Raw genomic sequence first — 22641 nt, 5'->3', positions numbered from 1 at the left:
ACTTCCTGCGAGGGCAGGGCGCCACCGGGCAACTCGGAGGAGAAACCATGAAACTTTCCACACTGCTGATGGCGGCAGCCGCCGCTTCGGGCCTTGCGCTTCCCGCATCCGCCGCCGAGGTCAAGAAGATCGGCCTTGCCGTTCCGAACCTCCAGGCCGACTTCTTCAACCAGATCAAGCTCGGGGTCGAAAAGCACGCCAGGGAAAAGGGCCTCGAAGTAGTCGTCGTCGACGCGAAGAACGACACCAACACGCAAGTCAGCCAGGTGCAGGACCTGATGATCCAGGACATCGATGCCTTCATCTATATCCCGGCCGGTGCCGCGGCCGCTGCCGTGCCGACCCGCCTTGCCCGCGAAGCCGGCATTCCGGTGATCAACGTCGATCGCGTTCCGGATGGCGCACCAGGCGACACCTTCATCGCCGGCGAGAGCGTCGAATCGGCCTACGCTGTCTGCAAGCACATCATCGAGAAGGCCGGTGGCTCGGGCAAGATGGCGATCATCCACGGACAGAAGGGCACGACGCCCGAAGTAGACCGCTTTACCGGCTGCAAGCGCGCCATCGACGAGAACAAGGGTGTCGAGCTGGTCGATCAGCAGTGGAGCAACATGTGGTCGGCCGACGAAGGCTTCTCGATCGCGCAGAACATGCTGCAGGCAAATCCGGACATCACGATCATTTTCGGCCAGGCCGACGGTCTCGCCATGGGGGCGGCCAAGGCGGTCGACGTCGCCAATCTCTCGGACAAGGTGATCATCGGCGGTTATGACGGCGACGTCTCGGCCCTGGAATACCTCGCCAAGTGCAAGGGGCCGTTCATCGCCACCGCCACGCAGAGCACGCAGAAGATGGGCGTTCTTGCCGTCGAATCCGCGCTTGCCGTTGCGGCGGGCGAGAAGGTCGAAGAACGTCAGACGCCCAATGCCGTGCTGACGACCTGCGACAACGCTCCGGAATTCGTAAAGAACCACCCGTAACCTGATAGCCGAAAGGCACCAGCGCCATGACGACCCGCTCTCCAATCCTGTCGCTCCGTCGAATCCAGAAGTCCTACGGTCCGATCAAGGTTCTCCACGGTGTAGATCTCGATATCTATCCGGGAGAGGTCGTGGCGCTGCTTGGCGAAAACGGTGCCGGAAAATCGACCCTGTCGAACATTATTTCCGGCACCGTGCAACCCTCGGCGGGCGAGATGACCTGGCTGGGGAGGGCCTATGCCCCCGCCGATCCCCGTGCTGCGCTGAACGAGGGGGTGGGCATGATCCATCAGGAATTGAAACTACTTCCGAAGCTCTCCATCGCAGAGAATGTGTTCGTCGGTCGCTACCCGATGAAGGCGGGTCGGATCGATCGCAAGGCGATGGAAGACCGGGCGCGCAGCGGCCTTCACCGGCTGGGTCTCGATATCTCGCCGGATCGCCTCGTCGAGGGGCTTTCGACCGGCAAGCAGCAGCTCATCGAGATCGCAAAGGCACTGACGCTCAATGCGCGCCTCCTCATCCTCGACGAACCGACAGCCGCGCTCGGCGGCGAGGAGAGCCAGCTTCTCTTCCAGCAAATCGAACGGCTGAAGTCGGAGGGTGTCGGCATCATCTACATTTCGCACCGTCTGGAGGAAATCCGCCAGATCGCCGACCGCATCGTCGTGATGCGCGACGGCGCCAAGGTGCAGGAGTTCGAGAGTGGCGACGTACCGATACGCACGATCGTCGAGGCCATGGTCGGGCGCTCCCTCGAGCGCATGTTTCCGGCTCTTCCGGCGCCGACGGACCAAGTGACACTGGAGGTGCGAAAGCTCTCGTCCCCGTCCAACGCCTTCCGGGATATCAGCTTCTCGGTTCGCAAGGGCGAGATTTTTGGCATTGCGGGCCTCATGGGAGCCGGCCGGACCGAACTCGTACGGGCCATCAGCGGCGCCGACCCCATCTCCGGCGGCGAGGTCCTGCTGCACGGCAGGCCCGTTACGCCCCGCTCGCCGATCGATGCGATCCGCAATGGCATCGTTCTCGTGCCGGAGGATCGAAAGCTCCAGGGTGTCGTGCTCGATCATTCGATTTCGGAAAACATCGGCTATGCCAATCTCGGCGAAATCTCCCGCGGCGGCTGGATCTCGTCGCGCCGTGTCCAGCAGTTCGCCGAGGACTGCATCAAGAAGTTCGGGGTAAAGGGCCGCGGCGGGCAGAGTGCGGGAGAGCTTTCCGGCGGCAACCAGCAGAAAGTGGTGCTCGCCAAATGGCTGGCGCGCAAGCCGCAGGTGGTCGTGCTCGACGAGCCGACGCGCGGCATCGACGTGGGCGCCCGCTCGTCGATCTACGATCTCATCATCGATCTGGCTCGCGAAGGCGTCGCGGTCATCGTGGTCAGCTCGGATCTCGAGGAGGTGCTCGGCGTCTCCAGCCGCATCCTGGTCATGGCACAGGGCAGGCAAGCCGGCATCCTGAATCGCGACGATGCGAACGACGTTTCGGTCATGGAACTCGCAACGACTTAAGCAGGAAGCCATTCATATGTCTCAAATCAGTCTCGACGCGCCGAAATTGTTCGATCTTTCCGGAAACGTCGCTCTCGTGACCGGCGCGGGCAGCGGTATCGGCCAACGCATCGCCATGGGACTCGCCCAGTGCGGTGCCGATGTCGCGCTGCTCGACCGCCGCACCGATGATGGTCTTGCGAAGACGGCCGGTTTCATCGAAAAGGCGGGACGTCGCAGCATCCAGATCGCCGCAGACGTCACCAGCGGTGCGGCGCTCAACGACGCGGTTGCGCGTACGGAAGCGGAACTGGGCCCGCTGACCCTCGCGCTTAACGCTGCAGGCATCGCCAATGCCAATCCGGCCGAGGAGATGGAGGAAAGTCAATTCCAGACGATGATGGACATCAATCTGAAAGGTGTTTTCCTTTCCTGCCAGGCGGAAGCACGCGCCATGTTGAAGAACGGCCGCGGTTCGATCGTGAATATCGCCTCGATGTCCGGCGTCATCGTAAATCGCGGTCTCAACCAGTGCCACTACAACGCCTCCAAGGCGGGCGTGATCCACATGACGAAGTCAATGGCGATGGAGTGGGTGGACCGCGGCATCCGCGTGAACACGATCAGCCCGGGCTATACGGCAACACCCATGAACACCCGGCCGGAAATGGTGCACCAGACCAAGCTCTTTGAGGAGCAGACGCCGATGCAGCGCATGGCGAGCGTGGACGAAATGGTCGGCCCGGCCGTTTTTCTCCTGTCCGATGCGGCGAGCTTCGTAACCGGCGTCGATCTTCTCGTCGATGGCGGCTTCTGCTGCTGGTGAAATCGCCGGGCAGGAGCTCCAATCAAAGCCGCGCCGTCAAAAGCTTGAAGCCGGCAAAGGCGAAGAAGCCCGCCATCAGGCTCTCGATGATCCGCCGCGATTTCAGATAGGCCCGATGGACCGGCGCGAGCGAGAAGACGATCGCGAAGCCGCAGAAGGTCACGAGACCGATCAGCATGCAGCCGACGATGAAGGCGGCGGTGACGCCGACCGGCGCTCCCTCCGGCATTCCGAGCGAAACCAGCATCATCCAGGCGAAGATCGCCTTCGGATTGGTCAGGTGGATCCCGAGGCCTTTGAGGTAAAGCTTCTTCAGCGAGGAAGTCGGGGGCACACGAAGGGCGGACGGTCGGGCGTCGCCCCGCATCGCCGCTCTCAGCGCATTATAGGCAAGCCAGAACAGGTAGCAGGCGCCGGCGATCTTCAGGACGATGATCGCCTGGCCATAGGTCCGGATCAGGGCCGACAGGCCGGAAGCCGTCAGCATCGCCCAGGTGTAGCTGCCGCTCAGCACGCCGAAGGCGAGCGCGAGGCCTGCGCTTCTCCCCCGGCTGATCGAGGTGGCGATGATCGCCAGAACCGCGGGCCCCGGCGAGGCAACGGCGATGACATAGGCCGTCCAGGCGACGAGGAGCTGCGGCAGATAGGGCGTAAGGTCCAGCATGACGGCGTCCGATTGTCCTTGCGGGGACAGTAGCCGAGGCCCCCGTTGATGCCAATGGGAGGTTGGCCGTAACCACCTGCAGCATTTTGCTGCAGCACCCAATTCTGTGCTGCCTTACAGAATCTCGTCGAGTGCCGCGACCAGCTTGGCGCATTCCGCGTCGGTGCCGATGGTGATGCGCAGGAAATCCGCAATTCGGGGCTTGGCGAAATGGCGGACGATCACAGCCCTTTCGCGCAGTTTCGCCGCCAGCGTCCGGCCCGCATGTCGGGGGTGGCGGGCGAAGACGAAGTTTGCCTGCGACGGCAGGACCTCGAAGCCGCGCTTTTCGAGTTGGCTCGTCAGCTTCGCCCGCGAGGCGATGATCTTGCCGCGGGTAGCCTCGAACCATGCCTCGTCCTTCATCGCAGCCGTTGCACCCGCCTGGGCGGTGCGTCCGAGCGGATAGGAGTTGAAGCTGTCCTTGACGCGCTCCAGCGCCTCGACCAGCGGGCGCTGGCCGATCGCGAAGCCGACGCGCAGGCCGGCCAGCGCGCGTGACTTGGAGAAGGTCTGAACGACGAGCAGGTTGTCGTATTTCGGAACGAGCGCGATTGCGGATGCGCCGCCGAAATCGATATAGGCCTCGTCGATCACCACCGGCTGATCGGGATGCTCGGCCACCAGCCTTTCGATATCGTCAAGCGGCAGGCCGATGCCGGTGGGGGCGTTCGGGTTCGGCAGGATGACCGCGCCCGCGGGACGGCGATAATCGGCGATGTCGATGCGGAATGCGGCGTCGAGCGGCACCTCCACCGCCTCGATGCCGAAAAGGCCCGCATAGGTCGGGTAGAAGCTGTAGGAGATGTCCGGAAAAAGCAGCGGCCCGTCGTGCTTCAGCAGCGCGGCGAAAGCGTGTGCCAGGACCTCGTCGGAACCGTTGCCGACGAAGACCTCCCCGACCGATACCTTGTGGCGCGCGGCGATCGTCTCCCGCAGCCCGAGAGCGACGGGATCCGGATAGAGGCGGAGATCCGTGTCCGCCGCCGCCCGGATCGCCTCCAGCGCCTTTTCCGAGGGCCCATAGGGGCTCTCATTGGTGTTGAGCTTGACGAGATCGGCCATGCGCGGCTGTTCACCGGGAACGTAGGGTTTCAGCGCGGCCACGATCGGCGACCAGAATTTGCTCATGAGCTCAGTTCCTGCGATTGGCGATGAAGCGGGCGGTTTCGGTAAGGATCGCCGAGCTTGGCCCGTAGGGTTCGAGCAGGCCTTCCGCCTCGGCCACCAGGCTTTCGAGCCGGCGCTCGGCCCAGGGCTGGCCGTGCAGGGAGACAAGCGTACCCTTCCCCCGTGCCGCATCCTTGCCGGTCGCCTTGCCGACGATTGCTGCATCGGCGGTGAGGTCGAGAAGGTCGTCGGCGAGCTGAAAGGCGAGGCCGATCTTCTCTCCGAAGGCGCGCAGGCGTCGGCGGTCCTCTGCCGGCGCATCGGCGATGATTGCGCCCGCCTCGCAGGCGAAGCGGATGAGGGCCCCCGTCTTCATCGACTGCAAGAGGACGATGCCCGCTTCGTCGGGAGCACTCTTTTCGGCGGCAAGGTCGAGCGCCTGACCGCCGGCCATGCCGCCATGCCCCGCTGCGCGCGCGAGCGCCAGCACGAGCGTCGTCTTCTGGCGGTCGGAGAGCGCCGTTTCCGGCGCCGCGATGATGTCGAAGGCGAAGGTCAGCAGGCTGTCGCCCGCGAGGATCGCCGTCGCCTCGTCGAAGGCGACGTGCACCGTCGGCTTTCCGCGGCGCATGTCGTCGTCGTCCATGGCCGGAAGGTCGTCATGGACGAGCGAATAGCAGTGGATGCATTCGAGCGCGGCGCCTGTTCTGAGCGCCGCTTCCGCATCGCCGCCGAGGAGGGCCGCGCTTTCGGCGACGAGAAAAGGCCGCAGCCGCTTGCCGCCGTTGAGCACGCCATGGCGCATGGCGCCGAGCAGGTTTTCCGGGCGGGCGATTTCGCCCACGCCCACGGTCGGGCCGAGCAACGTCTCGAGCAGCGCTTCGACTGCGGCCGCGTTGGTCCTGAGGCGCGCCGGAAAGGATGATCTTTCGTCTGTCATAGAGGCTCTTTGACATGCGGCGGAGCGGCTTTCAACGGGGTTTTGCGTCGCGCGCACAGGGCCGGTCCGGGGACGACGGCGCTGCAGAGCCTTGCCTTTTGCGAGAAAGGCCGTTCAACTTTCGCTCGCCATCGCATATGAGAGGGTGAATGGGACAAGAGGCGGGCGGAAAAGAGGTGGACGGACGGGGCGTGGAGATCGTTTCGGAAGAACGCGAGGAGGCGGAGTTGCCCGCCGGTCGCCGGGCAGCCACGCGCAGGACGTGGCGCTCGTGGCGGCGTCGGCTCGTTCTCGTCGTCCTCTCTGTTCTCATCCTGCCTTATGCCTTGATCGGCCTCTATCTTCTGGAGTTCATTCACCCGGTCTCGACACTGATGCTGCGCGACCTCGTGCTGCTGCGGGGCTATGACCGGCAGTGGGTGGAATTCGACGATATCGCGCCGGTGCTCGTCCAGTCGGTGATGATGTCGGAGGACGGGCAGTTCTGCGCTCATGCCGGCATCGATTGGGCGCAGATGCGTGGTGTCGTCGAGGACGCGCTCGACGGCGAACAGACGCGCGGCGCCAGCACGATCCCGATGCAGACGGTCAAGAACCTGTTCCTCTGGAACGGCCGCTCCTTCGTGCGCAAGGCGATGGAACTGCCGCTGGCGATCGCAGCCGATTTCGTCTGGAGCAAGCGGCGCCTGATGGAGATCTACCTGAACGTCGCCGAATGGGGCGAGGGCATCTACGGGATCGAGGCCGCCGCCCGTCATCATTTCGGCGTTTCGGCGGCGAAGCTTTCGCGCCGGCAGGCCGCTCTCCTCGCCGTTTCGCTGCCCAACCCGATCGACCGCAATGCGGGAAAGCCGGGGCGCGGTCTCAGGCGCCTCGCCGGCGTGATCGAGCGCCGTGCCAGCCGCTCCGGCGGTTACATCACCTGCCTTTATGAATAAGATGAAACCAATTCATTGGTTTGTCCGGTGCCGATGTGGCAAGTCTGCCCTCGGTTTCAGCGGAGACAGATCATGACCAAGCTCGTCCTCTATGTCGGCAACAAGAACTATTCGTCCTGGTCGATGCGCCCCTGGCTCGCGCTCACGGCTTGCGGCATTCCGTTCGAGGATGTCGTTATTCCCTTCGATTTCGCGGCCGGCAATCCGCGGTTCCGCGAAATCTCGCCGACAGGGCGCGTTCCGGTGCTCCACCATGGCGAAAACCGCGTTTGGGAGTCGCTCGCGATCATCGAATACGCGGCGGAGCTTTTCCCGGATGCGGGTCTCTGGCCGGAGGAGCGCGCGGATCGTGCCCGTGCGCGCAGCTACTCGATGGAGATGCTCTCCGGCTTCCGGGCGCTGCGCGGCGCCTGCCCGATGAATATCCGCCGGCCGAGAAAGTCGATCGCTCTGCCGGATGGCGTCAGTGTGGATGTGGCGCGGATCGAGACGATCTGGCGGGAGTCGGTCGAGCGATCAGGGGGACCGTTCCTTTTCGGCCGGTTCACCGCGGCCGACGCGATGTTCGCCCCGGTCGTCAACCGTTTCGAAACCTATGAGCTCGTGACGGACCCGGCGACGCTCGCCTATATGGACGCCGTCAAGGCGCATCCGGCCTTCCGCAGGTGGGAGGAGGCCGCAAGAGCCGAACCCTGGATCGTGCCGGAGGACGAGGCCTGAAGCGGATCGAGGCTTCCCGCGGGGAGTCGAAAATTTGCGCGCGGGGACTGGTCAAAGTGCGGTTCGACATGTATAAGCGCGCGAAATTCCGAGATCGACATCTGTTTGACCCGGCCATTTTCGGCTGCTGAACAGTGTTTTGCCCGATAAGTGGAGAATGAAATGGCTGTACCGAAAAGAAAAACGAGCCCGTCCAAGCGTGGCATGCGCCGTTCCGCTGACGCCCTCAAGGCTCCGACCTACATCGAAGACAAGAACTCCGGCGAACTGCGCCGCCCGCATCATATCGACCTGAAGACCGGCATGTATCGCGGCCGCCAGGTCCTGACGCCGAAGGAAAGCGCATAAGCGTTTCCGCCTGCGGATGAAGTTCGAAGGGTCGGCATTGCCGGCCCTTTTTCTTTTGGTGCGTCTGATGGCTTGGACGAGCGCGCCTCTCATCCGGCCTGCCGCCCACCTTCTCCCTGCAAGCGGGGTGAGGGGCTGGATCCCCTGCCATCACGGAGAAGCATCGCGGAAGTTCAGCCCAGATTGTCCAGTTTCGTCTGAAGGGCGCGAAGCTGTTCCTTCAGTTCGTCGATGTCCTTCGCCTCGGCCTTCCTGGTTTCCTTGGCCGGCGGGGCGGCCATGAAGGGCGAAAACATCTGCATGGCCTGATGGAACATTTCGGTGTTGCGCCGGACCTGTTCCTCGACGAGCTGCAACGGCACCTTCAGGTTCTTGCCGATCGGCGTGTCGCCGAAGGCCTTGGTGATCTGCTCGCGCATCTGCGCCTGCTGTTCGGTGAAGGCCTGCATCGAGTGCTCGAGATAGCTCGGTACGACCATCTGCATCTGGTCGCCATAAAAGGAGATCAACTGGCGGAGAAAGGAAATCGGCAGAAGCGTGTTGCCGGTCTTCGACTCCTGCTCGAAGATGATCTGCGTCAGCACGGAATGGGTTATGTCTTCGCCGGACTTGGCATCCTGCACGATGAAGTCCTCGCCCCTCTTCACCATGACAGCCAGGTCGTCGAGGGTCACGTAAGTGCTCGTACCGGTATTGTAGAGGCGCCTGTTCGCGTATTTCTTGATGACGATCTGGCCTTCGTTTTTCCCCATCAGGGTCTCCTCTTACCCATGGTCCCGTCTTTATTGTATTTTTCAGAGTATCCGCAAAAGAGCGCCACTGACAATCTCTTTGTGCAATGCGGCGACGCAGCTGCGAACAGGCGCCGACAAGTCACCGTGAAGCTTTTGCGGCAGTGCAACTAGCCGTTTGACTCGCGCTCCTCCCTTTGCCAGTCTGCCTCCATCAGGCAAAGCAAATATGAGGAACGTCCCATGAGCAATCCCTCGATCGTCATCGCCAGCGCGGCCCGCACGGCCGTCGGCTCCTTCAATGGCGCCTTCGGCAACACTCCCGCGCACGAACTGGGCGCGGCCGCCATCAAGGCGGTGCTCGAGCGGGCGGGCGTCGAAGCGGGCGAGGTGGACGAGGTGATCCTCGGCCAGGTGCTGCCGGCGGGCGAGGGGCAGAATCCTGCACGGCAAGCGGCGATGAAGGCCGGCCTCCCGCAGGAAAAGACCGCCTGGGGCATGAACCAGCTTTGCGGCTCGGGCCTGCGCGCCGTGGCGCTCGGCATGCAGCAGATCGCAACCGGCGATGCGAAGGTCATCGTTGCCGGCGGCATGGAGTCGATGTCCATGGCGCCGCATTGCGCGCACCTGCGCGGCGGCGTGAAGATGGGCGACTACAAGATGATCGACACGATGATCAAGGACGGCCTGACGGATGCCTTCTACGGCTACCACATGGGCATCACCGCCGAGAACGTTGCGCGAAAATGGCAGCTGACGCGCGAGGAACAGGACGAATTCGCGCTTGCCTCCCAGAACAAGGCGGAAGCGGCCCAGAAGGCCGGGCGTTTTGCCGACGAGATCGTGCCTTTCGTCGTGAAGACGCGCAAGGGCGACGTAACCGTGGATCAGGACGAGTACATCCGCCACGGTGCCACGCTCGATTCGATCGCAAAGCTCCGCCCGGCCTTCGACAAGGAAGGTACCGTGACCGCGGGCAATGCTTCGGGTCTCAACGACGGCGCCGCCGCGGCGCTCTTGATGACCGAGGCCGAGGCGGCCCGGCGCGGCATCCAGCCGCTTGCCCGCATCGTCTCCTGGGCGACGGCAGGCGTCGACCCGCAGATCATGGGCACCGGCCCCATCCCCGCATCGCGCAAGGCCCTCGAAAAAGCCGGCTGGTCGGTCGCCGACATCGAGCTCGTGGAAGCGAACGAGGCTTTCGCGGCTCAGGCCTGCGCCGTCAACAAGGACCTCGGCTGGGATCCTTCGATCGTCAACGTCAATGGCGGAGCGATCGCCATCGGCCATCCGATCGGTGCCTCCGGTGCCCGCGTGCTGAACACGCTTCTTTTCGAAATGAAGCGGCGCGGCGTCTCCAAGGGGCTTGCCACCCTGTGCATCGGCGGCGGCATGGGCGTCGCCATGTGCGTGGAACGCCTGTAACCGGCCGCCTGCAATGCGGGCAAGTTTCGGATCAGACGATGGAAATCAGCGGCCCGGGCTCGCCGGGCTGCAGGGGTGTGCTTTTGCGAATTTGAATCAACCGAGCGGGAGGCGAGTATGAGCAGGGTAGCACTGGTAACGGGCGGATCCCGCGGCATTGGCGCCGCAATTTGCGTGGCGTTGAAGGCTGCGGGCTACAAGGTGGCCGCAAACTACGCCGGAAATGACGAGAGGGCCAAGGCCTTCGAGCAGGAAAGCGGCATTCCCGTCTACAAATGGGACGTATCGAGTTATCAGGCCTGCGTCGATGGCATCGCCAGGGTCGAGGCGGACCTCGGACCGGTCGACATCCTCGTCAACAATGCCGGCATCACCCGTGACGCCATGTTCCACAAGATGACGCCGGAACAGTGGGGCGAAGTGATCGGCACAAATCTCACCGGCGTGTTCAACATGACGCATCCGGTCTGGTCGGGCATGCGCGACCGCGGTTTCGGGCGCATCGTCAACATCTCGTCGATCAACGGCCAGAAGGGGCAGATGGGCCAGGTGAACTATTCCGCCGCCAAGGCCGGCGATCTCGGCCTGACCAAGGCGCTGGCCCAGGAAGGGGCGGCGAAGGGGATCACCGTCAACGCGATTTGCCCCGGCTATATCGGCACCGAGATGGTGCGCGCCGTTCCGGAAAAGGTGCTCAACGAGCGGATCATTCCGCAGATACCGGTGGGACGCCTGGGCGAGCCGGAGGAAGTGGCACGCTGCGTCGTGTTTCTCGCTTCCGACGACGCGGGCTTCATCACCGGCTCGACGATTTCGGCCAATGGGGGCCAGTACTTCGCCTGAGGCGTGGTGCCTGCGGCTTTTTTCGGCGCCCTTCGGGGCGCCGGATTCGTTTTGCCCTTCGATCTCGCATCCGTGTCCATCCTGAAGCCGCCCCCCGATCTCTACAGGTGCCACTAGATGTTGTGGCGAACGAAAGGGGAAAACGTTCCTCCGGGCGAGTCGGCGTCGCTCTTCCCGGGCAGGAGCGGGTGCCTGTGAAGCGATTCCTATTTCCGGACTCGGCCGATCGGCGGCGAATCCCGTTAAAATTTTTCAATCTTTCCAGACTCTTGGATTCGGAATCCTTTGCGTGGTCAAAGGCTGCAGTGACGACAGCCGAAGCCGATCGGCAGCTTCTGAGGGGTGATCCTCCCTTGGATTCAGCATCTGGTGCGTAACTAGATGTTGATATCTATATATAGCCGTGAACATAAAGTGAATCAGCGGGAGTCAGCGATTCGTCTCTGATTCGTTCCGTCGCTGTTCCAGAATCCTGAACTGCAGTTGAAAGGGGAGCCGCAAGATATGGTTGGCCGTTTGGTGCATTTATTCCCCGTGAACCCTTGCGTTTGGCATGCCGCATAGGCATCTGTTTCCCGCCGGAGCGTGAACGCGCGCCGGCTCACCATACGTGTTCCTTAAATCGGAGCCGTTTTAAGGATAATACATACGCCAAATCAGCACTGCAGCGAGCTTTGCGCGACCAAGGAAGCGCGGTGCTGTAGAGACTGTCCGGGATCGAGACCTTGTCTTTTCAATCCATGATCCTGAGCGGCCGCGGCGTGACCGCGGTGCTCGGACCCACCAATACCGGCAAGACCCATTATGCGATCGAGCGCATGATCGCGCATGACAGCGGCGTCATAGGGCTGCCGCTGAGATTGCTCGCACGCGAGGTCTATACCCGTCTCGTGGAGAAGGTCGGCCACCACAATGTCGCGCTGATCACGGGCGAGGAAAAGATCGCCCCGCATCGCGCCCGCTTTTCGGTCTGCACGGTGGAAGCGATGCCGCGCGAGACCACGGCCTCCTTCGTGGCGATCGACGAGGTTCAGCTGGCGGGCGATCTCGAACGCGGCCATATCTTCACGGACCGGATACTGCACCTGCGCGGCCGCGGCGAGACGCTGCTGCTCGGCGCCGCGACGATGCGGCCGATCCTCGAATATCTGCTGCCCGGCATCACCGTCGTCGAGCGGCCGCGCATGTCGCAGCTTCTCTATGCCGGCTCCAAGAAAATCACCCGCCTGCCGAACCGCTCGGCAATCGTCGCCTTTTCGGCCGACGAGGTCTATGCGATCGCGGAGCTCATCCGGCGCCAGCGCGGCGGCGCGGCCGTCGTACTGGGCGCGCTTTCGCCGCGAACCCGCAATGCCCAGGTGGCGCTCTATCAGGAGGGGGACGTCGACTACCTCGTGGCGACCGACGCCATCGGCATGGGGCTGAACCTCGACGTCGATCATGTCGCCTTCGCTCAGGACAGGAAGTTCGACGGCTACCAGTACCGTAACCTCAATCCGGCGGAGCTCGCCCAGGTCGCGGGGCGCGCGGGCAGGCACGTCCGGGACGGGACCTTCGGCGTGACCGGACGCGTCGATCCGTTCGACGAGGAGCTGGTGCACCGCATCGAATCGCATGAGTTCGACCCGGTCCGCGTGCTGCAATGGCGCTCCAAGGCGCTGGACTTTTCTTCGCTGAAGGCACTGAAAAAGAGCCTTGAGGCCGCACCGGCGGTATCCGGCCTGGCGCGGGCGCTCCCGGCCGTCGATCAGCAGGCGCTCGAGCATCTGACCCGCTACCCGGAGATCGTCGACGTCGCCACGGCGTCCGAGCGCGTCGAGAAGCTCTGGGAAGCCTGCGCGCTCCCGGATTATCGCCGCATCACGCCGGCTCAGCATGCGGATCTGATCTCGACCATCTATGCGGACCTCGTTCGCCATGGCACGGTCAACGAAGATTTCATGGCCGAACAGGTCCGGCGCGCCGATCATACGGACGGCGAAATCGACACACTTTCGGCGCGAATTGCGCAGATCAGGACCTGGACCTATGTATCCAACCGGCCCGGGTGGCTTGCCGATCCGACACACTGGCAAGAAAAGACGCGGGAAATCGAAGATCGATTGTCCGACGCGCTACATGAAAGGTTGACGAAACGCTTTGTTGATCGCAGGACATCTGTGCTCATGAAGCGCCTGAGAGAGAATGCGATGCTGGAAGCAGAAATCAGTGTGAATGGTGATGTCTTCGTCGAGGGACACCATGTGGGTCAGCTAGCCGGTTTCCGGTTCACGCTCGCCGCGGGCAGCGAGGGAACGGACGCGAAGGCCGTTCAGGGTGCCGCCCATAAGGCGCTCGCGCTGGAATTCGAAGCGCGCGCCGCTCGTCTCCATGCGGCCGGCAATGGCGACCTGGCTCTGTCGTCGGACGGTCTTGTCCGTTGGCTCGGCGATCCGGTCGCGCGGCTCACGGCGAGCGACCACGTCATGCGTCCCCGCGTCATCCTGCTTGCCGACGATCAGCTTCAGGCTAATGCCCGCGAACATGTCCTGGCGCGGATCGAGCGTTTCGTGAACCATCACATCAGCACGGTGCTGAAGCCGCTGGACGACATTTCGCGCGCCGAGGATCTGGAGGGTCTCGCCAAGGGTCTCGCCTTCCAGATCGTCGAGAATCTCGGCGTGCTCTTCCGTCGCGACGTCGCCGAAGACGTGAAGTCGCTCGATCAGGAGAGCCGCGCGTCGATTCGCAGATACGGTGTACGCTTCGGCGCCTATCACATCTTCCTCCCCGCGCTTCTGAAGCCGGCTCCGGCGGAGCTGATCACGCTTCTCTGGGCACTGAAGAACGACGGGCTGGACAAGCCCGGTTACGGCGAGCTCATCCCGATGCTGGCTGCCGGCCGTACCTCGGTCGTCACCGATCCATCTTTCGAGCGGACCTTCTACAAGCTCGCGGGCTTCCGCTTCCTCGGCAAGCGCGCGGTGCGGATCGATATCCTCGAGCGGCTTGCCGATCTCATCCGTCCGCTCCTGCAGTGGAAGCCGGGGACGTCGCCGCGTCCGGAAGGCGCCTATGACGGCCGCCGTTTCGTCGCGACGACGTCGATGTTGTCCATCCTCGGGGCGACGCCGGATGACATGGAGGAAATCCTCAAGGGTCTCGGCTATCGCGCCGACGCCGTGCCAGCGGAGGAGGCGGCAGCTTTCCTGGCAAGTCAGAATGGGGACACGGCGTCTGCCGAAGAGGCCGGTGCGAGCGTAGCGGATGCGGGCGTCGAGGCCGAGGCCGCGGATGCGCCTGCCGCAGAGACGGAAACGGCCGGAACCGCGGCTGCCGAGACGCCTGCCGCAGAGACGGAAACAGAGACGGAAGCCGCCGTCGATACCGCCACTGCAACGACGCCGGCGGCGCCGGCAAGCGACGATGCAGCGGCACCGGCTGAGCCGGAGGCCCCGGTTGAAGCCAAGCCGGTGCTCCTGTGGCGTCCGGGCACCCGTCAGGACAATCAGCGACAGGGCGGCCGCCAGGGCGAACAGCGCCGAGGGGGCCAGCGCCATGGCCAGACCGAAGGCCGCGAGGGCGGCCGCAGGCAGGCTCCTCATGGCAAGTCGCAGGGCAAGCCCTGGGAAGGCAAGCCGCAGGAAGGCAAGGGGTCCGAAGGAAGGCCGGGCGGTCAGCGAAAGGACCGCGGCGACCGGCACGATCGAAACAAGTCGTCTCCCTCCAAGTTCGAAGGGCGCCCACCCCGCAAGGAAAAGCCGATTGATCCGGATTCGCCTTTCGCCAAACTCGCTGCTCTGAAGGAGCAGATGAAGAAGTAGGTCAAGCCCATGGAAAAACAGCCGCCGTCTGCCCCTGCAATGCGCCAGCGGCTCGACAAGTGGCTGTTCTTCGCCCGGCTGATCAAATCGCGCTCGCTCGCCCAGAAGGCGATCGAGGCGGGCCATGTGGCCGTCAACGGCAAGCGTGAGACGCAATCGTCCGCCCAGATCAGGGCCGGCGACATGCTCGAGGTGTCGCTGGAGCGGCGCGATCTCGTCGTGCGCGTGCTGCTGCCCGGGTCCCGCCGCGGCCCCTATGAGGAAGCGCGCCTCCTCTACGAGGATCTGACTCCCGCCGTACCCGCCGGCAGGCCCACGCTTTTCGAGCAGGCGACGCGCGACCGAGGCGCGGGGCGGCCGACAAAGCGGGAGCGCCGCGAGACGGACCGCTTGCGGCCGGGGCCGGACCCCGAAGACGACTGATTTTCTGCCTTTGGACCCGGCGCCGTACACTGTCGCAGGCGGCCTGCAACCGATTTCGGCACGCGCGTCCCGAGGCTGGAAAACTGTGCCCCCACAGGGGCAAATCGCGCATGGATAATTCTTGCAAAGGCCTGTCAAAGCCTTTACGTGACAAGCAACGCTACAGTGCCGAACGTCCAGTTCGAAGGGCGAAGGTTGGTGTAGCAGCTTGAACCGAAGTGTGGTTTCACCGGATCGCTTCCGATTCACGAAGCCATGCAGAGGATGGCATTCGGGTCTGCATCGGCAGCTATGCGCGCCGGACATGCCTAGCATGCGCGGTCGATCGAGTATCACCGTTGATTGCCGTCTGCCATCAAATGTGAGCATTGGCTGGAGTACCTCATGACGTATGTCGTGACCGATAACTGCATTCGCTGCAAGTACACGGACTGCGTTGAAGTCTGCCCGGTGGATTGTTTCTATGAGGGGGAGAACTTCCTCGTCATCCATCCGGATGAATGCATCGACTGCGGCGTATGCGAGCCGGAATGTCCCGCGGGTGCAATCAAGCCGGATACCGAGCCGGGCCTCGATATGTGGTTGAAACTGAACGCGGAATTTTCCACGCAATGGCCGAATATCACCGTTAAGCGCGACCCGCTGCCGGAGGCCAAGGAGATGGATGGCGTAGAAGAAAAATACGAGAAGTATTTTTCTTCCGAACCGGGACAGGGCGACTGAGACGGGTTTCGGCCGCTCGGTTCGTCGCTGCTGACGGACGGCAGATGGCGAGGCCGGAAAGCTGGGGAAATCCCGCCGGCACTTCGCGCTTGCGAGCACGGCGACTTGATCGTTGCCGTGCAGCAAATTATTGATTTCCGCTCTTTTTTGTGATAGTTTTCACGCACTGATCCACAGAGGGTGCTTTTGCGCGCCCGAAAACCAGCACGAAAGCAAACGATCCCCACCGCGCGGCACTTTTGAGATATGCAACGGCCCGTTGCTTGTGACTGCGCCCTAAGAGCTTGTTTGCGTTTCGTTGGAGGACCAGGTGGACCCACCCGGCGGTACCCCCGTCTATCCCGGGCCTGACTGACCCGGCCCCGGCCCCTGTGAAGGCCGGGTGCGCACTAGGGAGTGTTTGAAACGAATGACCACCCAGCAGAAGAAATCTTCAACGCGCCAAGGCTTCAAGACCGGTGAATCGATCGTTTACCCGGCCCATGGCGTTGGCCAGATCGTCGCGATTGAGGAGCAGGAAGTCGCGGGCATGAAGCTCGAACTCTTTGTCATCGACTTCGAGAAGGACAAGATGCGTCTCAAGGTGCCGGTGGCGAAGGCCGTGGGCATCGGCATGCGTAAGCTGTCCGAAACCGATTTCGTCGACCGCGCGTTGAAGGTCGTGCAGGGCAAGGCGCGCGTGAAGCGGACCATGTGGTCGCGTCGCGCTCAGGAATACGATGCCAAGATCAATTCCGGCGATCTCATTTCCATCGCGGAAGTCGTACGCGACCTCTATCGCGCCGAGAACCAGCCGGAACAGTCCTATTCCGAGCGCCAGCTCTATGAAGCCGCGCTTGACCGGATGGCGCGCGAAATCGCTGCCGTGAACAGGATGTCGGAAACGGAGGCCGTTCGCCTCGTCGAGGCCAATCTCAACAAGGGTCCGAAGCGCGGCAAGGCTATCGAAGAAGACGACGCACAGGACGAAGCCGCTTAAGCGCTCCTTGCGTCAATCAACCAGACAGGCCCGGCCTTCACAAAGGCCGGGCTTTTTTGTTGTCGTATATTCCCGAAGCTGAGCGCTGGATTGCGCAAGAAGGCGGGAGCCGGGGCGCGGCGAAGCCGCGTTACAATCGTTGGGGCGTATCGCGGCGGCCTCACAATCAAGAATCGCTGTCGCCCGCGGAACTTTTCGCGCCCGCGCACGTTTAACACTCCCGGCAGGGAGGTCTTCGCCTGTGCTGCCGAGCGATCTTGGCCCCGTGATTTCCTCACGCCTCAGGTTCGTATTCTTCCATCTAGGGCGCCCTGTCATTTCGTCAACCAGCGCCATCCGTCCCGTTGCCGAACGCAGCAAGAGAGCGCTCGGCGTTTGGAGTTCAATCGTGAAATGGCGCTCGCCGCCAGCTACGGAGCAATCGATGAAGACCCTCACAGCAGACAGGCGTATGATCAAGATTGCCATGGAAGCGCCCTATCTCGAGCGGGACGAGGAACATGCGCTCGCACAGGCCTGGCGGAACGATAACGATCAGGAGGCGCGCAACAAGATCGCAATGTCGCACATGCGTCTGGTGATTTCGATGGCGGCGAAGTTCCGCAGTTTCGGGCTGCCCATGGGAGATCTCGTGCAGGAGGGGCATATAGGGCTCCTGGAGGCCGCAGCGCGTTTCGAGCCGAGCCGGGAGGTGCGTTTCTCGACCTATGCGACCTGGTGGATCCGCGCATCGATGCAGGATTACGTGCTGCGCAACTGGTCGATCGTACGCGGCGGCACCAGTTCGGCGCAGAAGGCGCTGTTTTTCAACCTGCGCCGGTTGCGCGCGAGGCTCGCCCAGGGGGACAGACAATTGACCTCTCAGGCGATGCACGAAGAGATAGCCGCGGCGCTCGGCGTCAGCCTTGCCGACGTGCAGACAATGGATGCGCGCCTTTCCGGAAACGACGCGTCGCTGCAGGCGCCGATCGGCGGCGGCGACCCGGATGCCGGCGCCCGGCTGGATTTTCTGGCGAGCGAAGCACCTCTGCCCGACGAGCAGGTGAGCGATCTGATCGACGGCGAGCGCGCCCGCCGATGGCTGCAGATCGCGCTCGGAGAACTCAGCGAACGCGAAATGAAGATCATTCGCGCCCGCCGCCTGACGGAGGATGGCGCCACGCTGGAGGAGCTCGGCGTCGCGCTTGGCATATCGAAGGAACGGGTGCGGCAGATCGAAACGCGCGCGCTCGAGAAGCTTCGTGCGGCGCTCACCGCCAAGGCACCCGCCCTGACGGCGGCGATGCATTGAAGCGCGATGCTTCGCAAGGCCATTTGCCCCTCATCCGCCTGCCGGCGCCTTCTCCCCGCAAACGGGCCCGGGGGACGAGCCTCGCGCTCGGCGTTTCTAAACTGAGCGGCTGAGCGAAACGGCGGCGTGAGTCCTCTTCTCCCCGCGAGCGGGAGAAGGTCGCGGCTGCGGCCCGTTACGCCCCCTCACTCCGAAATGATCTTCACCTTGTCGCCGGGTCTGACCGTCGATGTGATCTGCATCGCATTGATCAGCCGGAAAAGGTCGAGCTTGCGGTCCGTACCCATCATGCGGGCCGCAAGGGTCGCGATCGTATCGCCGGACCTGACCGTGACCACCCGAATGCGCAGCGGCTTCAACGACTGGACCTCGCCGGACGTCATGCGGCGGAAGGAGGTTCGCAACTGGTTTGCCGTCGGCTCGAGTGCGCTCGAGCCCTTCGGAACGGCCGTGAGGAAGCGGTAGATGCGCTCGCCGAACCTGATCACCGTGACGTCGAAATCCCAGCGGTCGGCCGATGCGCGCGCCGTTGCGGCTTCGAGGCCGTTGACGGTGATCGGGCGGATCGTATCGGGCTTGAGGCCCGTTACCCAGCCGCTGGCGATGTAGTCGGTGAGGCTGCGCCGGCTCGTGTCGGCGATGCCGTCGAAACGAATGGCGACCTCGCCCGGGCCGGTGGCTAGCACCGCCTCGGCCTTGTTGTCGATCTGGAAGCCGGCGGGCACGTCGAAGCGTATGCCTAGCTGGCCGTGCAGGAAGGTCTGTCCGCGGACATAGCCCTCCTGCGGACTGTCGCCATAGAGGATACCGTCGATGCCGGCGAGATAATAGTCGCGCCCGCGATCGCCGCTCGTCCCCTCGGGGCCGAAGGCACGGGCATGCCGGCGCGCGAGATCGACGCGTTGCGGCGCGTTGGGGTGGCTCGACAGGAAGTCGAGGCTCTGGTCCGCCTCCGGATCGACCGCGCTGAAGCGGCTATAGGCGGCCATGGAATCGAGGAAGCGCGCCGCCGAATAGGGGTCGTACCCCGCCTCGCCCAGCATGCGGACGCCGATCACGTCGGCCTGCAGTTCCTGATTGCGCGAGAAGGCGGCAAGGCGCAGCTTGCCGCGGGCAAGCGCCTGCTTGCCGGCAAGATCGGAGGAGAGCACCTCGGAGACGACGCGGCTCGCAATCACCTCCGCCTCCTCGCGCTGCTGGCGCTGGATGCCGTGATTGGCCGTCACATGCGCCATCTCGTGCGAGAGCACGGCGGCCACTTCCGCGGCGTCGTTGGCGAGCGCCAGCAGGCCGCGCGTCACGTAGAGATAGCCGCCCGGAAGCGCGAAAGCGTTGATTGCCGGCGAGTTGAGAATGGTGATGCGGTAGGATTGCTGCGGGTTTTCCGAAACCGCCGTCAGGGCGCCGGTGATCCGGGCGACCAGCCGCTCGGTCTTGGCGTCGCGGTATTCTCCGCCGTAGCTTGCCACGATGCGCGGATGCTCGCGCGCGCCGAGCTGGGCCCGCGGGTCGTTCTTCTGCACTTCCTCGACGATCTGCGGATTGGAGGATGGCGAAACGGTGGGCTCGTAGGTCTGCTCGATGACGGATTGGCAGCCAGCCAGCAGCGTCGTGGCAGCCAATGCGACCAGCGCTCGTGCGCGAACGGTTCCATGCCGCCGCGGAAACCAGCCATTCATGACTGCCTGCCTTATCATGCCTCAGCCCGTCCCCATCCGCCGGCGCGACCCGCGGCTCGAAGCCATTCATCGCAATCGGCGAAAAGTCCTACTTTTTCAGCCGGATGCGGCGCACCGGCGCGGGTGTTTCAGCCAGGATTCTGCTGTATCCGATTTCAGCGCCGCCTGCCTAGCCGACCCCAGTAGAAATAGTTGCCCCGTGGTATCGCAGCAACGGATGCGCGAATTTTGCGAGATACCCCTTGGTGTCTCCCGCGCCTCGCACGGCGCGGCGGTCAAATTGTGGCGTCCGGCGAATTTAGTTCGTCCGGCGTCGGATCGGTCGCCGCGAACAGTTCGTCATCCCTCCTTGCCGAGGAACCGGTTGATGGCCGTGATGTCGCGGCGCTTGAGAAACCGATCGACTTCATCATGGGCGACAATCCGGCCCCGGTCGAGGAAAAGAACGCTGTCGGCGAGCGCCCTCACGTCATCGGGATGATGCGTGATCATCAGTATCGTGTTGCCTTCCTCCTCGTGCAGATCGCTGATGAGTGTCCGCATCTCGGCGCGCATGCCTGGGTCGAGCGCAGCGAAAGGTTCGTCGAGCAGGAGGATCGGGCGGTGCCGTACGAAGGCGCGCGCGAGCGCGACCCTCTGGCGTTCGCCGCCTGAAAGCGTCGGCGGCAGCCGCTTGCCAAAACCGGCGAGCCCGACACGGGCCAGTGCGTCCTCCACTTTCATGCGGTCGGCCGCATCCAGTCGCAGCGCCGGGCTGATGCCGAAGCCGACATTGGTGGCGGCGTCGAGATGTGCGAAGAGGTTATGTTCCTGAAATATGATCGATACCGGCCGTTCCGCAGGCGGGCGACCGGTCATTTCCTCGCCGAAGATGCGGACTTCCCCGCGCTCCGGTTGCTCGAAGCCGGCGATGACGTTGAAGAGCGTCGACTTGCCCGAGCCGGAGGCGCCGGCCACGGCGACGATCCGCTCCGCGGGAACCGTGCAGTCGAAGGCGAGCGTCGTTGTTTCGAAGCCTATCTCGATGCCCTTTACGGCGAGAGCGGTGGAACTCATGTGTATTTACCCTCCGGCCGCCTCTCCTCTCCCGCCGTGCCGAGCACCGTCAGGACAAGGCAGAGAAGGCCGAGAACCAGCGCCAGTCCGGCCGCATCCGCGGTGCGATAGCTGCCCATCCGGCTATAGAGCAGATAAGGGAGGGTTACCATGTCCTCGGAGCCGAAAAGAGCGACGGCTCCCAGATCGCCGAGCGAGAGGGCCATGGCAAAGGAAAAGGCGACGAAGAGAGGTTTGCGCAGACCCGGCCAGTCGATCCACAGCAGGCGGTGGAAGCCCCCGATGCCGAGGCTCGCGGCAAGGCGCGCGGTGCGAGCGGCATGCGTCGCCATGGCCGGCGCCAGCACCCGGTGAACGAAGGGAAGCGCCATCAGCGCATTGATGGCGACGACGACGGCCGGCGCGAAACGGGCGACGTCGCCGAACGGCCTCAGGAGCAGGAACCATCCGGCGCCGAGCACGACGGGAGGCACGAGCAGTATGAAGGAGGTGCTTGCGCCGATCCCTCCGGCAAAGAGGCGAGCCGCGGGACCCGGGCGCCGCCGCGCCAGCGCGAGGCGTTCGGTACGGATCATCAGCGCCGCGATGACGACCGAAATCGTGGCGGAGACAAGGGCGATCGTCGCGCTCATGGCGAGCGCCCGACGGAATGCCGGCTCGTTCACGAGACGGAAGAGGTCGGCCTTCGATCCGCTATAGGCGATAGCCGCAAAGGGCAGGCCGACGAGGATGACGGCGAGTACCAGCCAGATACGGTCGGCAAGCCGCGACAGACCGCTCGCGCCGTCGAAACGCCGGATGGCCCTGCCGCTCGTCTCTCCCTCCAGCGGCGCCGGCGCGATCAATTTCAAGACGAGAAGCAGCGCTCCGGTAAGGGCGACCTGAAGTGCCGAAAGGGCGATCGCCCGCGGCGGGTCGAAGTCGAAGCGCAGCGCCTGGTAGATCGCCACTTCGAGCGTGCTCGCGGCCGGCCCCCCGCCAAGCGTCAGCACGAGCGTGAAGCTGGTGGCGCAGAGCATGAAGATGAGCCCGGCGATGCCGGGAAGCAATCCACGGATCACCGGCCACTCGATGAAGCGAAAGGTGGCGAAGGAACCCATGCCGAGATTGGCGCAGCTGCGCCAGTATTCGGCCGGAATGCGCTCGATGCCGGCAAGCATCAAGCGTGCGGCGAGCGGCATGTTGAAGAAGACATGGGCAATGAGAATGCCGGAGAGGCCATAGATGCTGACCGGCTGCTCCAGCCCGCCTGCCGAAAGCACCCTGTTCAAGAGCCCCTGCCGGCCCCAGATTTCGATCAGCCCGAGTGCGGCGACGATCGCCGGCAGGCCGAGTGGCAGCGCCAGAAGCCGCAGCACCCAGATGCGGCCGGGGAACGAAGCCTGGCGGGCAAGTGCCCGGGCCACCGGTATCGCGAAAAGGATGGCAAGAAGCGTCGAGAGGCTGGCCTGCAGCAGCGTGAAGCGTGTGATGCGCCAGATATAGGCATCGAAAAGCGGACCGGCGCCGGCGCTGCCGGCCGACTGGGCAAGCAGTGCCGCGCCGGCGAGGCCGACGAAAAGCAGGATGCCGCCGAAGGCGAAGGCCCCGGCGGCGATTGTCATCTTGCTTTCCTTCGTGCCGGACAATC

Annotated in this window: 20 protein-coding genes; 13 read left to right on the top strand and 7 right to left on the bottom strand. The window is 63.8% G+C overall.

Annotated elements, in window-relative coordinates:
* Positions 1-47: 47 nt before the first annotated feature.
* Genes CN933_RS16400 through CN933_RS16390 form a run of 3 tightly spaced genes read left to right on the top strand, consistent with a single transcriptional unit; the run spans position 48 to position 3299 of the window.
* Positions 48-980, top strand: a complete 933-nt coding sequence (locus CN933_RS16400) for a substrate-binding domain-containing protein (protein WP_020487502.1) — start codon at positions 48-50, stop codon at positions 978-980.
* A 26-nt stretch (positions 981-1006) separates the two neighbouring features.
* Entirely contained in the window at positions 1007-2494 is a 1488-nt protein-coding gene (locus CN933_RS16395; protein ID WP_018097428.1) for a sugar ABC transporter ATP-binding protein, read from the top strand.
* A gap of 16 nt (positions 2495-2510) precedes the next feature.
* Positions 2511-3299 carry an SDR family oxidoreductase gene (locus CN933_RS16390; RefSeq protein WP_018097427.1) on the top strand — a complete coding sequence of 263 codons (789 nt, stop codon included), beginning with the start codon at positions 2511-2513 and terminating at the stop codon, positions 3297-3299.
* Positions 3300-3321: 22 nt separating this feature from the next.
* Here CN933_RS16390 and CN933_RS16385 read toward each other — a convergent pair whose 3' ends face one another.
* From CN933_RS16385 to CN933_RS16375, 3 genes are all read right to left on the bottom strand, one after another.
* Complete coding sequence (locus tag CN933_RS16385) at positions 3322-3963, bottom strand: LysE family translocator (protein WP_018097426.1); 642 nt, start codon at positions 3961-3963, stop codon at positions 3322-3324.
* 114 nt (positions 3964-4077) lie between these two features.
* Positions 4078-5133, bottom strand: a complete 1056-nt coding sequence (hisC, locus tag CN933_RS16380; RefSeq protein ID WP_018097425.1) for a histidinol-phosphate transaminase — start codon at positions 5131-5133, stop codon at positions 4078-4080.
* A gap of 4 nt (positions 5134-5137) precedes the next feature.
* On the bottom strand, positions 5138-6052 hold the full coding sequence (locus tag CN933_RS16375) for a polyprenyl synthetase family protein (RefSeq protein WP_018097424.1): 915 nt from the start codon (positions 6050-6052) through the stop codon (positions 5138-5140).
* Positions 6053-6201: 149 nt separating this feature from the next.
* Between CN933_RS16375 and mtgA the strand changes: the two genes are divergently transcribed.
* The 3 genes from mtgA (at position 6202) to rpmF (ending at position 8058) form a co-directional block, all read left to right on the top strand.
* Positions 6202-6990, top strand: a complete 789-nt coding sequence (gene mtgA, locus CN933_RS16370; protein WP_018097423.1) for a monofunctional biosynthetic peptidoglycan transglycosylase — start codon at positions 6202-6204, stop codon at positions 6988-6990.
* Positions 6991-7062: 72 nt separating this feature from the next.
* Entirely contained in the window at positions 7063-7710 is a 648-nt protein-coding gene (locus CN933_RS16365) for a glutathione S-transferase family protein (RefSeq protein WP_018097422.1), read from the top strand.
* A gap of 162 nt (positions 7711-7872) precedes the next feature.
* Positions 7873-8058 (top strand): 50S ribosomal protein L32, encoded by a 186-nt coding sequence (rpmF, locus tag CN933_RS16360; protein ID WP_012067326.1) that lies wholly within the window; start codon positions 7873-7875, stop codon positions 8056-8058.
* A gap of 173 nt (positions 8059-8231) precedes the next feature.
* Here rpmF and phaR read toward each other — a convergent pair whose 3' ends face one another.
* Positions 8232-8810, bottom strand: a complete 579-nt coding sequence (phaR, locus tag CN933_RS16355) for a polyhydroxyalkanoate synthesis repressor PhaR (RefSeq protein WP_003535770.1) — start codon at positions 8808-8810, stop codon at positions 8232-8234.
* 222 nt (positions 8811-9032) lie between these two features.
* Here phaR and CN933_RS16350 point away from each other — a divergent pair, with 222 nt between their 5' ends.
* The 7 genes from CN933_RS16350 to CN933_RS16320 all read left to right on the top strand — a co-directional run bounded on the left by CN933_RS16350 (position 9033) and on the right by CN933_RS16320 (position 18276).
* Positions 9033-10214 carry an acetyl-CoA C-acetyltransferase gene (locus CN933_RS16350; protein WP_018097421.1) on the top strand — a complete coding sequence of 394 codons (1182 nt, stop codon included), beginning with the start codon at positions 9033-9035 and terminating at the stop codon, positions 10212-10214.
* 117 nt (positions 10215-10331) lie between these two features.
* A complete protein-coding gene (locus CN933_RS16345; RefSeq protein WP_018097420.1) occupies positions 10332-11057 on the top strand; it encodes a beta-ketoacyl-ACP reductase in 726 nt (241 codons plus the stop codon).
* Between the two features lie 740 nt (positions 11058-11797).
* On the top strand, positions 11798-14860 hold the full coding sequence (locus tag CN933_RS16340) for a helicase-related protein (protein WP_018097419.1): 3063 nt from the start codon (positions 11798-11800) through the stop codon (positions 14858-14860).
* Between the two features lie 9 nt (positions 14861-14869).
* On the top strand, positions 14870-15283 hold the full coding sequence (gene hslR / locus CN933_RS16335) for an Hsp15 family ribosome-associated heat shock protein (RefSeq protein WP_018097418.1): 414 nt from the start codon (positions 14870-14872) through the stop codon (positions 15281-15283).
* Between the two features lie 384 nt (positions 15284-15667).
* Complete coding sequence (gene fdxA / locus CN933_RS16330) at positions 15668-16006, top strand: ferredoxin FdxA (protein ID WP_003535779.1); 339 nt, start codon at positions 15668-15670, stop codon at positions 16004-16006.
* A gap of 409 nt (positions 16007-16415) precedes the next feature.
* Positions 16416-16985: a CarD family transcriptional regulator gene (locus CN933_RS16325; protein ID WP_003535785.1), complete on the top strand. Its 570-nt coding sequence runs from the start codon at positions 16416-16418 to the stop codon at positions 16983-16985.
* A gap of 424 nt (positions 16986-17409) precedes the next feature.
* Positions 17410-18276 (top strand): RNA polymerase factor sigma-32, encoded by an 867-nt coding sequence (locus tag CN933_RS16320; RefSeq protein ID WP_018097417.1) that lies wholly within the window; start codon positions 17410-17412, stop codon positions 18274-18276.
* Between the two features lie 185 nt (positions 18277-18461).
* Here the strand turns inward: CN933_RS16320 and CN933_RS16315 are convergent, their stop codons facing one another.
* The 3 genes from CN933_RS16315 to thiP all read right to left on the bottom strand — a co-directional run bounded on the left by CN933_RS16315 (position 18462) and on the right by thiP (position 22639).
* Positions 18462-19955 (bottom strand): M48 family metalloprotease, encoded by a 1494-nt coding sequence (locus CN933_RS16315; RefSeq protein WP_018097416.1) that lies wholly within the window; start codon positions 19953-19955, stop codon positions 18462-18464.
* A gap of 339 nt (positions 19956-20294) precedes the next feature.
* On the bottom strand, positions 20295-21011 hold the full coding sequence (locus CN933_RS16310; RefSeq protein WP_018097415.1) for a thiamine ABC transporter ATP-binding protein: 717 nt from the start codon (positions 21009-21011) through the stop codon (positions 20295-20297).
* The gene (gene thiP / locus CN933_RS16305) at positions 21008-22639 is read right to left on the bottom strand and encodes a thiamine/thiamine pyrophosphate ABC transporter permease ThiP (protein ID WP_018097414.1); all 1632 of its coding nucleotides are present in this window, start codon (positions 22637-22639) and stop codon (positions 21008-21010) included. Before thiP ends, CN933_RS16310 begins: the two co-directional genes overlap by 4 nt.
* Between the last annotated feature and the right edge of the window lie 2 nt (positions 22640-22641).

The organism is Sinorhizobium sp. M4_45 (genome assembly GCF_002885915.1).
Taxonomy (GTDB): domain Bacteria; phylum Pseudomonadota; class Alphaproteobacteria; order Rhizobiales; family Rhizobiaceae; genus Sinorhizobium; species Sinorhizobium meliloti_A.
Note: the sequence above shows the minus strand (reverse complement) of the source record. Positions and strands in the feature narration are given on the sequence as shown.

Excerpts from the sequence above, each read along its gene's own strand:
- CN933_RS16400 (WP_020487502.1), top strand. The coding sequence starts at position 48 with ATGAAACTTTCCACACTGCTGATGGCGGCAGCCGCCGCTTCGGGCCTT.
- CN933_RS16395 (WP_018097428.1), top strand. The coding sequence starts at position 1,007 with ATGACGACCCGCTCTCCAATCCTGTCGCTCCGTCGAATCCAGAAGTCC.
- CN933_RS16390 (WP_018097427.1), top strand. The coding sequence starts at position 2,511 with ATGTCTCAAATCAGTCTCGACGCGCCGAAATTGTTCGATCTTTCCGGA.
- CN933_RS16385 (WP_018097426.1), bottom strand. The coding sequence starts at position 3,963 with ATGCTGGACCTTACGCCCTATCTGCCGCAGCTCCTCGTCGCCTGGACG.
- hisC (WP_018097425.1), bottom strand. The coding sequence starts at position 5,133 with ATGAGCAAATTCTGGTCGCCGATCGTGGCCGCGCTGAAACCCTACGTT.
- CN933_RS16375 (WP_018097424.1), bottom strand. The coding sequence starts at position 6,052 with ATGACAGACGAAAGATCATCCTTTCCGGCGCGCCTCAGGACCAACGCG.
- mtgA (WP_018097423.1), top strand. The coding sequence starts at position 6,202 with ATGGGACAAGAGGCGGGCGGAAAAGAGGTGGACGGACGGGGCGTGGAG.
- CN933_RS16365 (WP_018097422.1), top strand. The coding sequence starts at position 7,063 with ATGACCAAGCTCGTCCTCTATGTCGGCAACAAGAACTATTCGTCCTGG.
- rpmF (WP_012067326.1), top strand. The coding sequence starts at position 7,873 with ATGGCTGTACCGAAAAGAAAAACGAGCCCGTCCAAGCGTGGCATGCGC.
- phaR (WP_003535770.1), bottom strand. The coding sequence starts at position 8,810 with ATGGGGAAAAACGAAGGCCAGATCGTCATCAAGAAATACGCGAACAGG.
- CN933_RS16350 (WP_018097421.1), top strand. The coding sequence starts at position 9,033 with ATGAGCAATCCCTCGATCGTCATCGCCAGCGCGGCCCGCACGGCCGTC.
- CN933_RS16345 (WP_018097420.1), top strand. The coding sequence starts at position 10,332 with ATGAGCAGGGTAGCACTGGTAACGGGCGGATCCCGCGGCATTGGCGCC.
- CN933_RS16340 (WP_018097419.1), top strand. The coding sequence starts at position 11,798 with ATGATCCTGAGCGGCCGCGGCGTGACCGCGGTGCTCGGACCCACCAAT.
- hslR (WP_018097418.1), top strand. The coding sequence starts at position 14,870 with ATGGAAAAACAGCCGCCGTCTGCCCCTGCAATGCGCCAGCGGCTCGAC.
- fdxA (WP_003535779.1), top strand. The coding sequence starts at position 15,668 with ATGACGTATGTCGTGACCGATAACTGCATTCGCTGCAAGTACACGGAC.
- CN933_RS16325 (WP_003535785.1), top strand. The coding sequence starts at position 16,416 with ATGACCACCCAGCAGAAGAAATCTTCAACGCGCCAAGGCTTCAAGACC.
- CN933_RS16320 (WP_018097417.1), top strand. The coding sequence starts at position 17,410 with ATGAAGACCCTCACAGCAGACAGGCGTATGATCAAGATTGCCATGGAA.
- CN933_RS16315 (WP_018097416.1), bottom strand. The coding sequence starts at position 19,955 with ATGAATGGCTGGTTTCCGCGGCGGCATGGAACCGTTCGCGCACGAGCG.
- CN933_RS16310 (WP_018097415.1), bottom strand. The coding sequence starts at position 21,011 with ATGAGTTCCACCGCTCTCGCCGTAAAGGGCATCGAGATAGGCTTCGAA.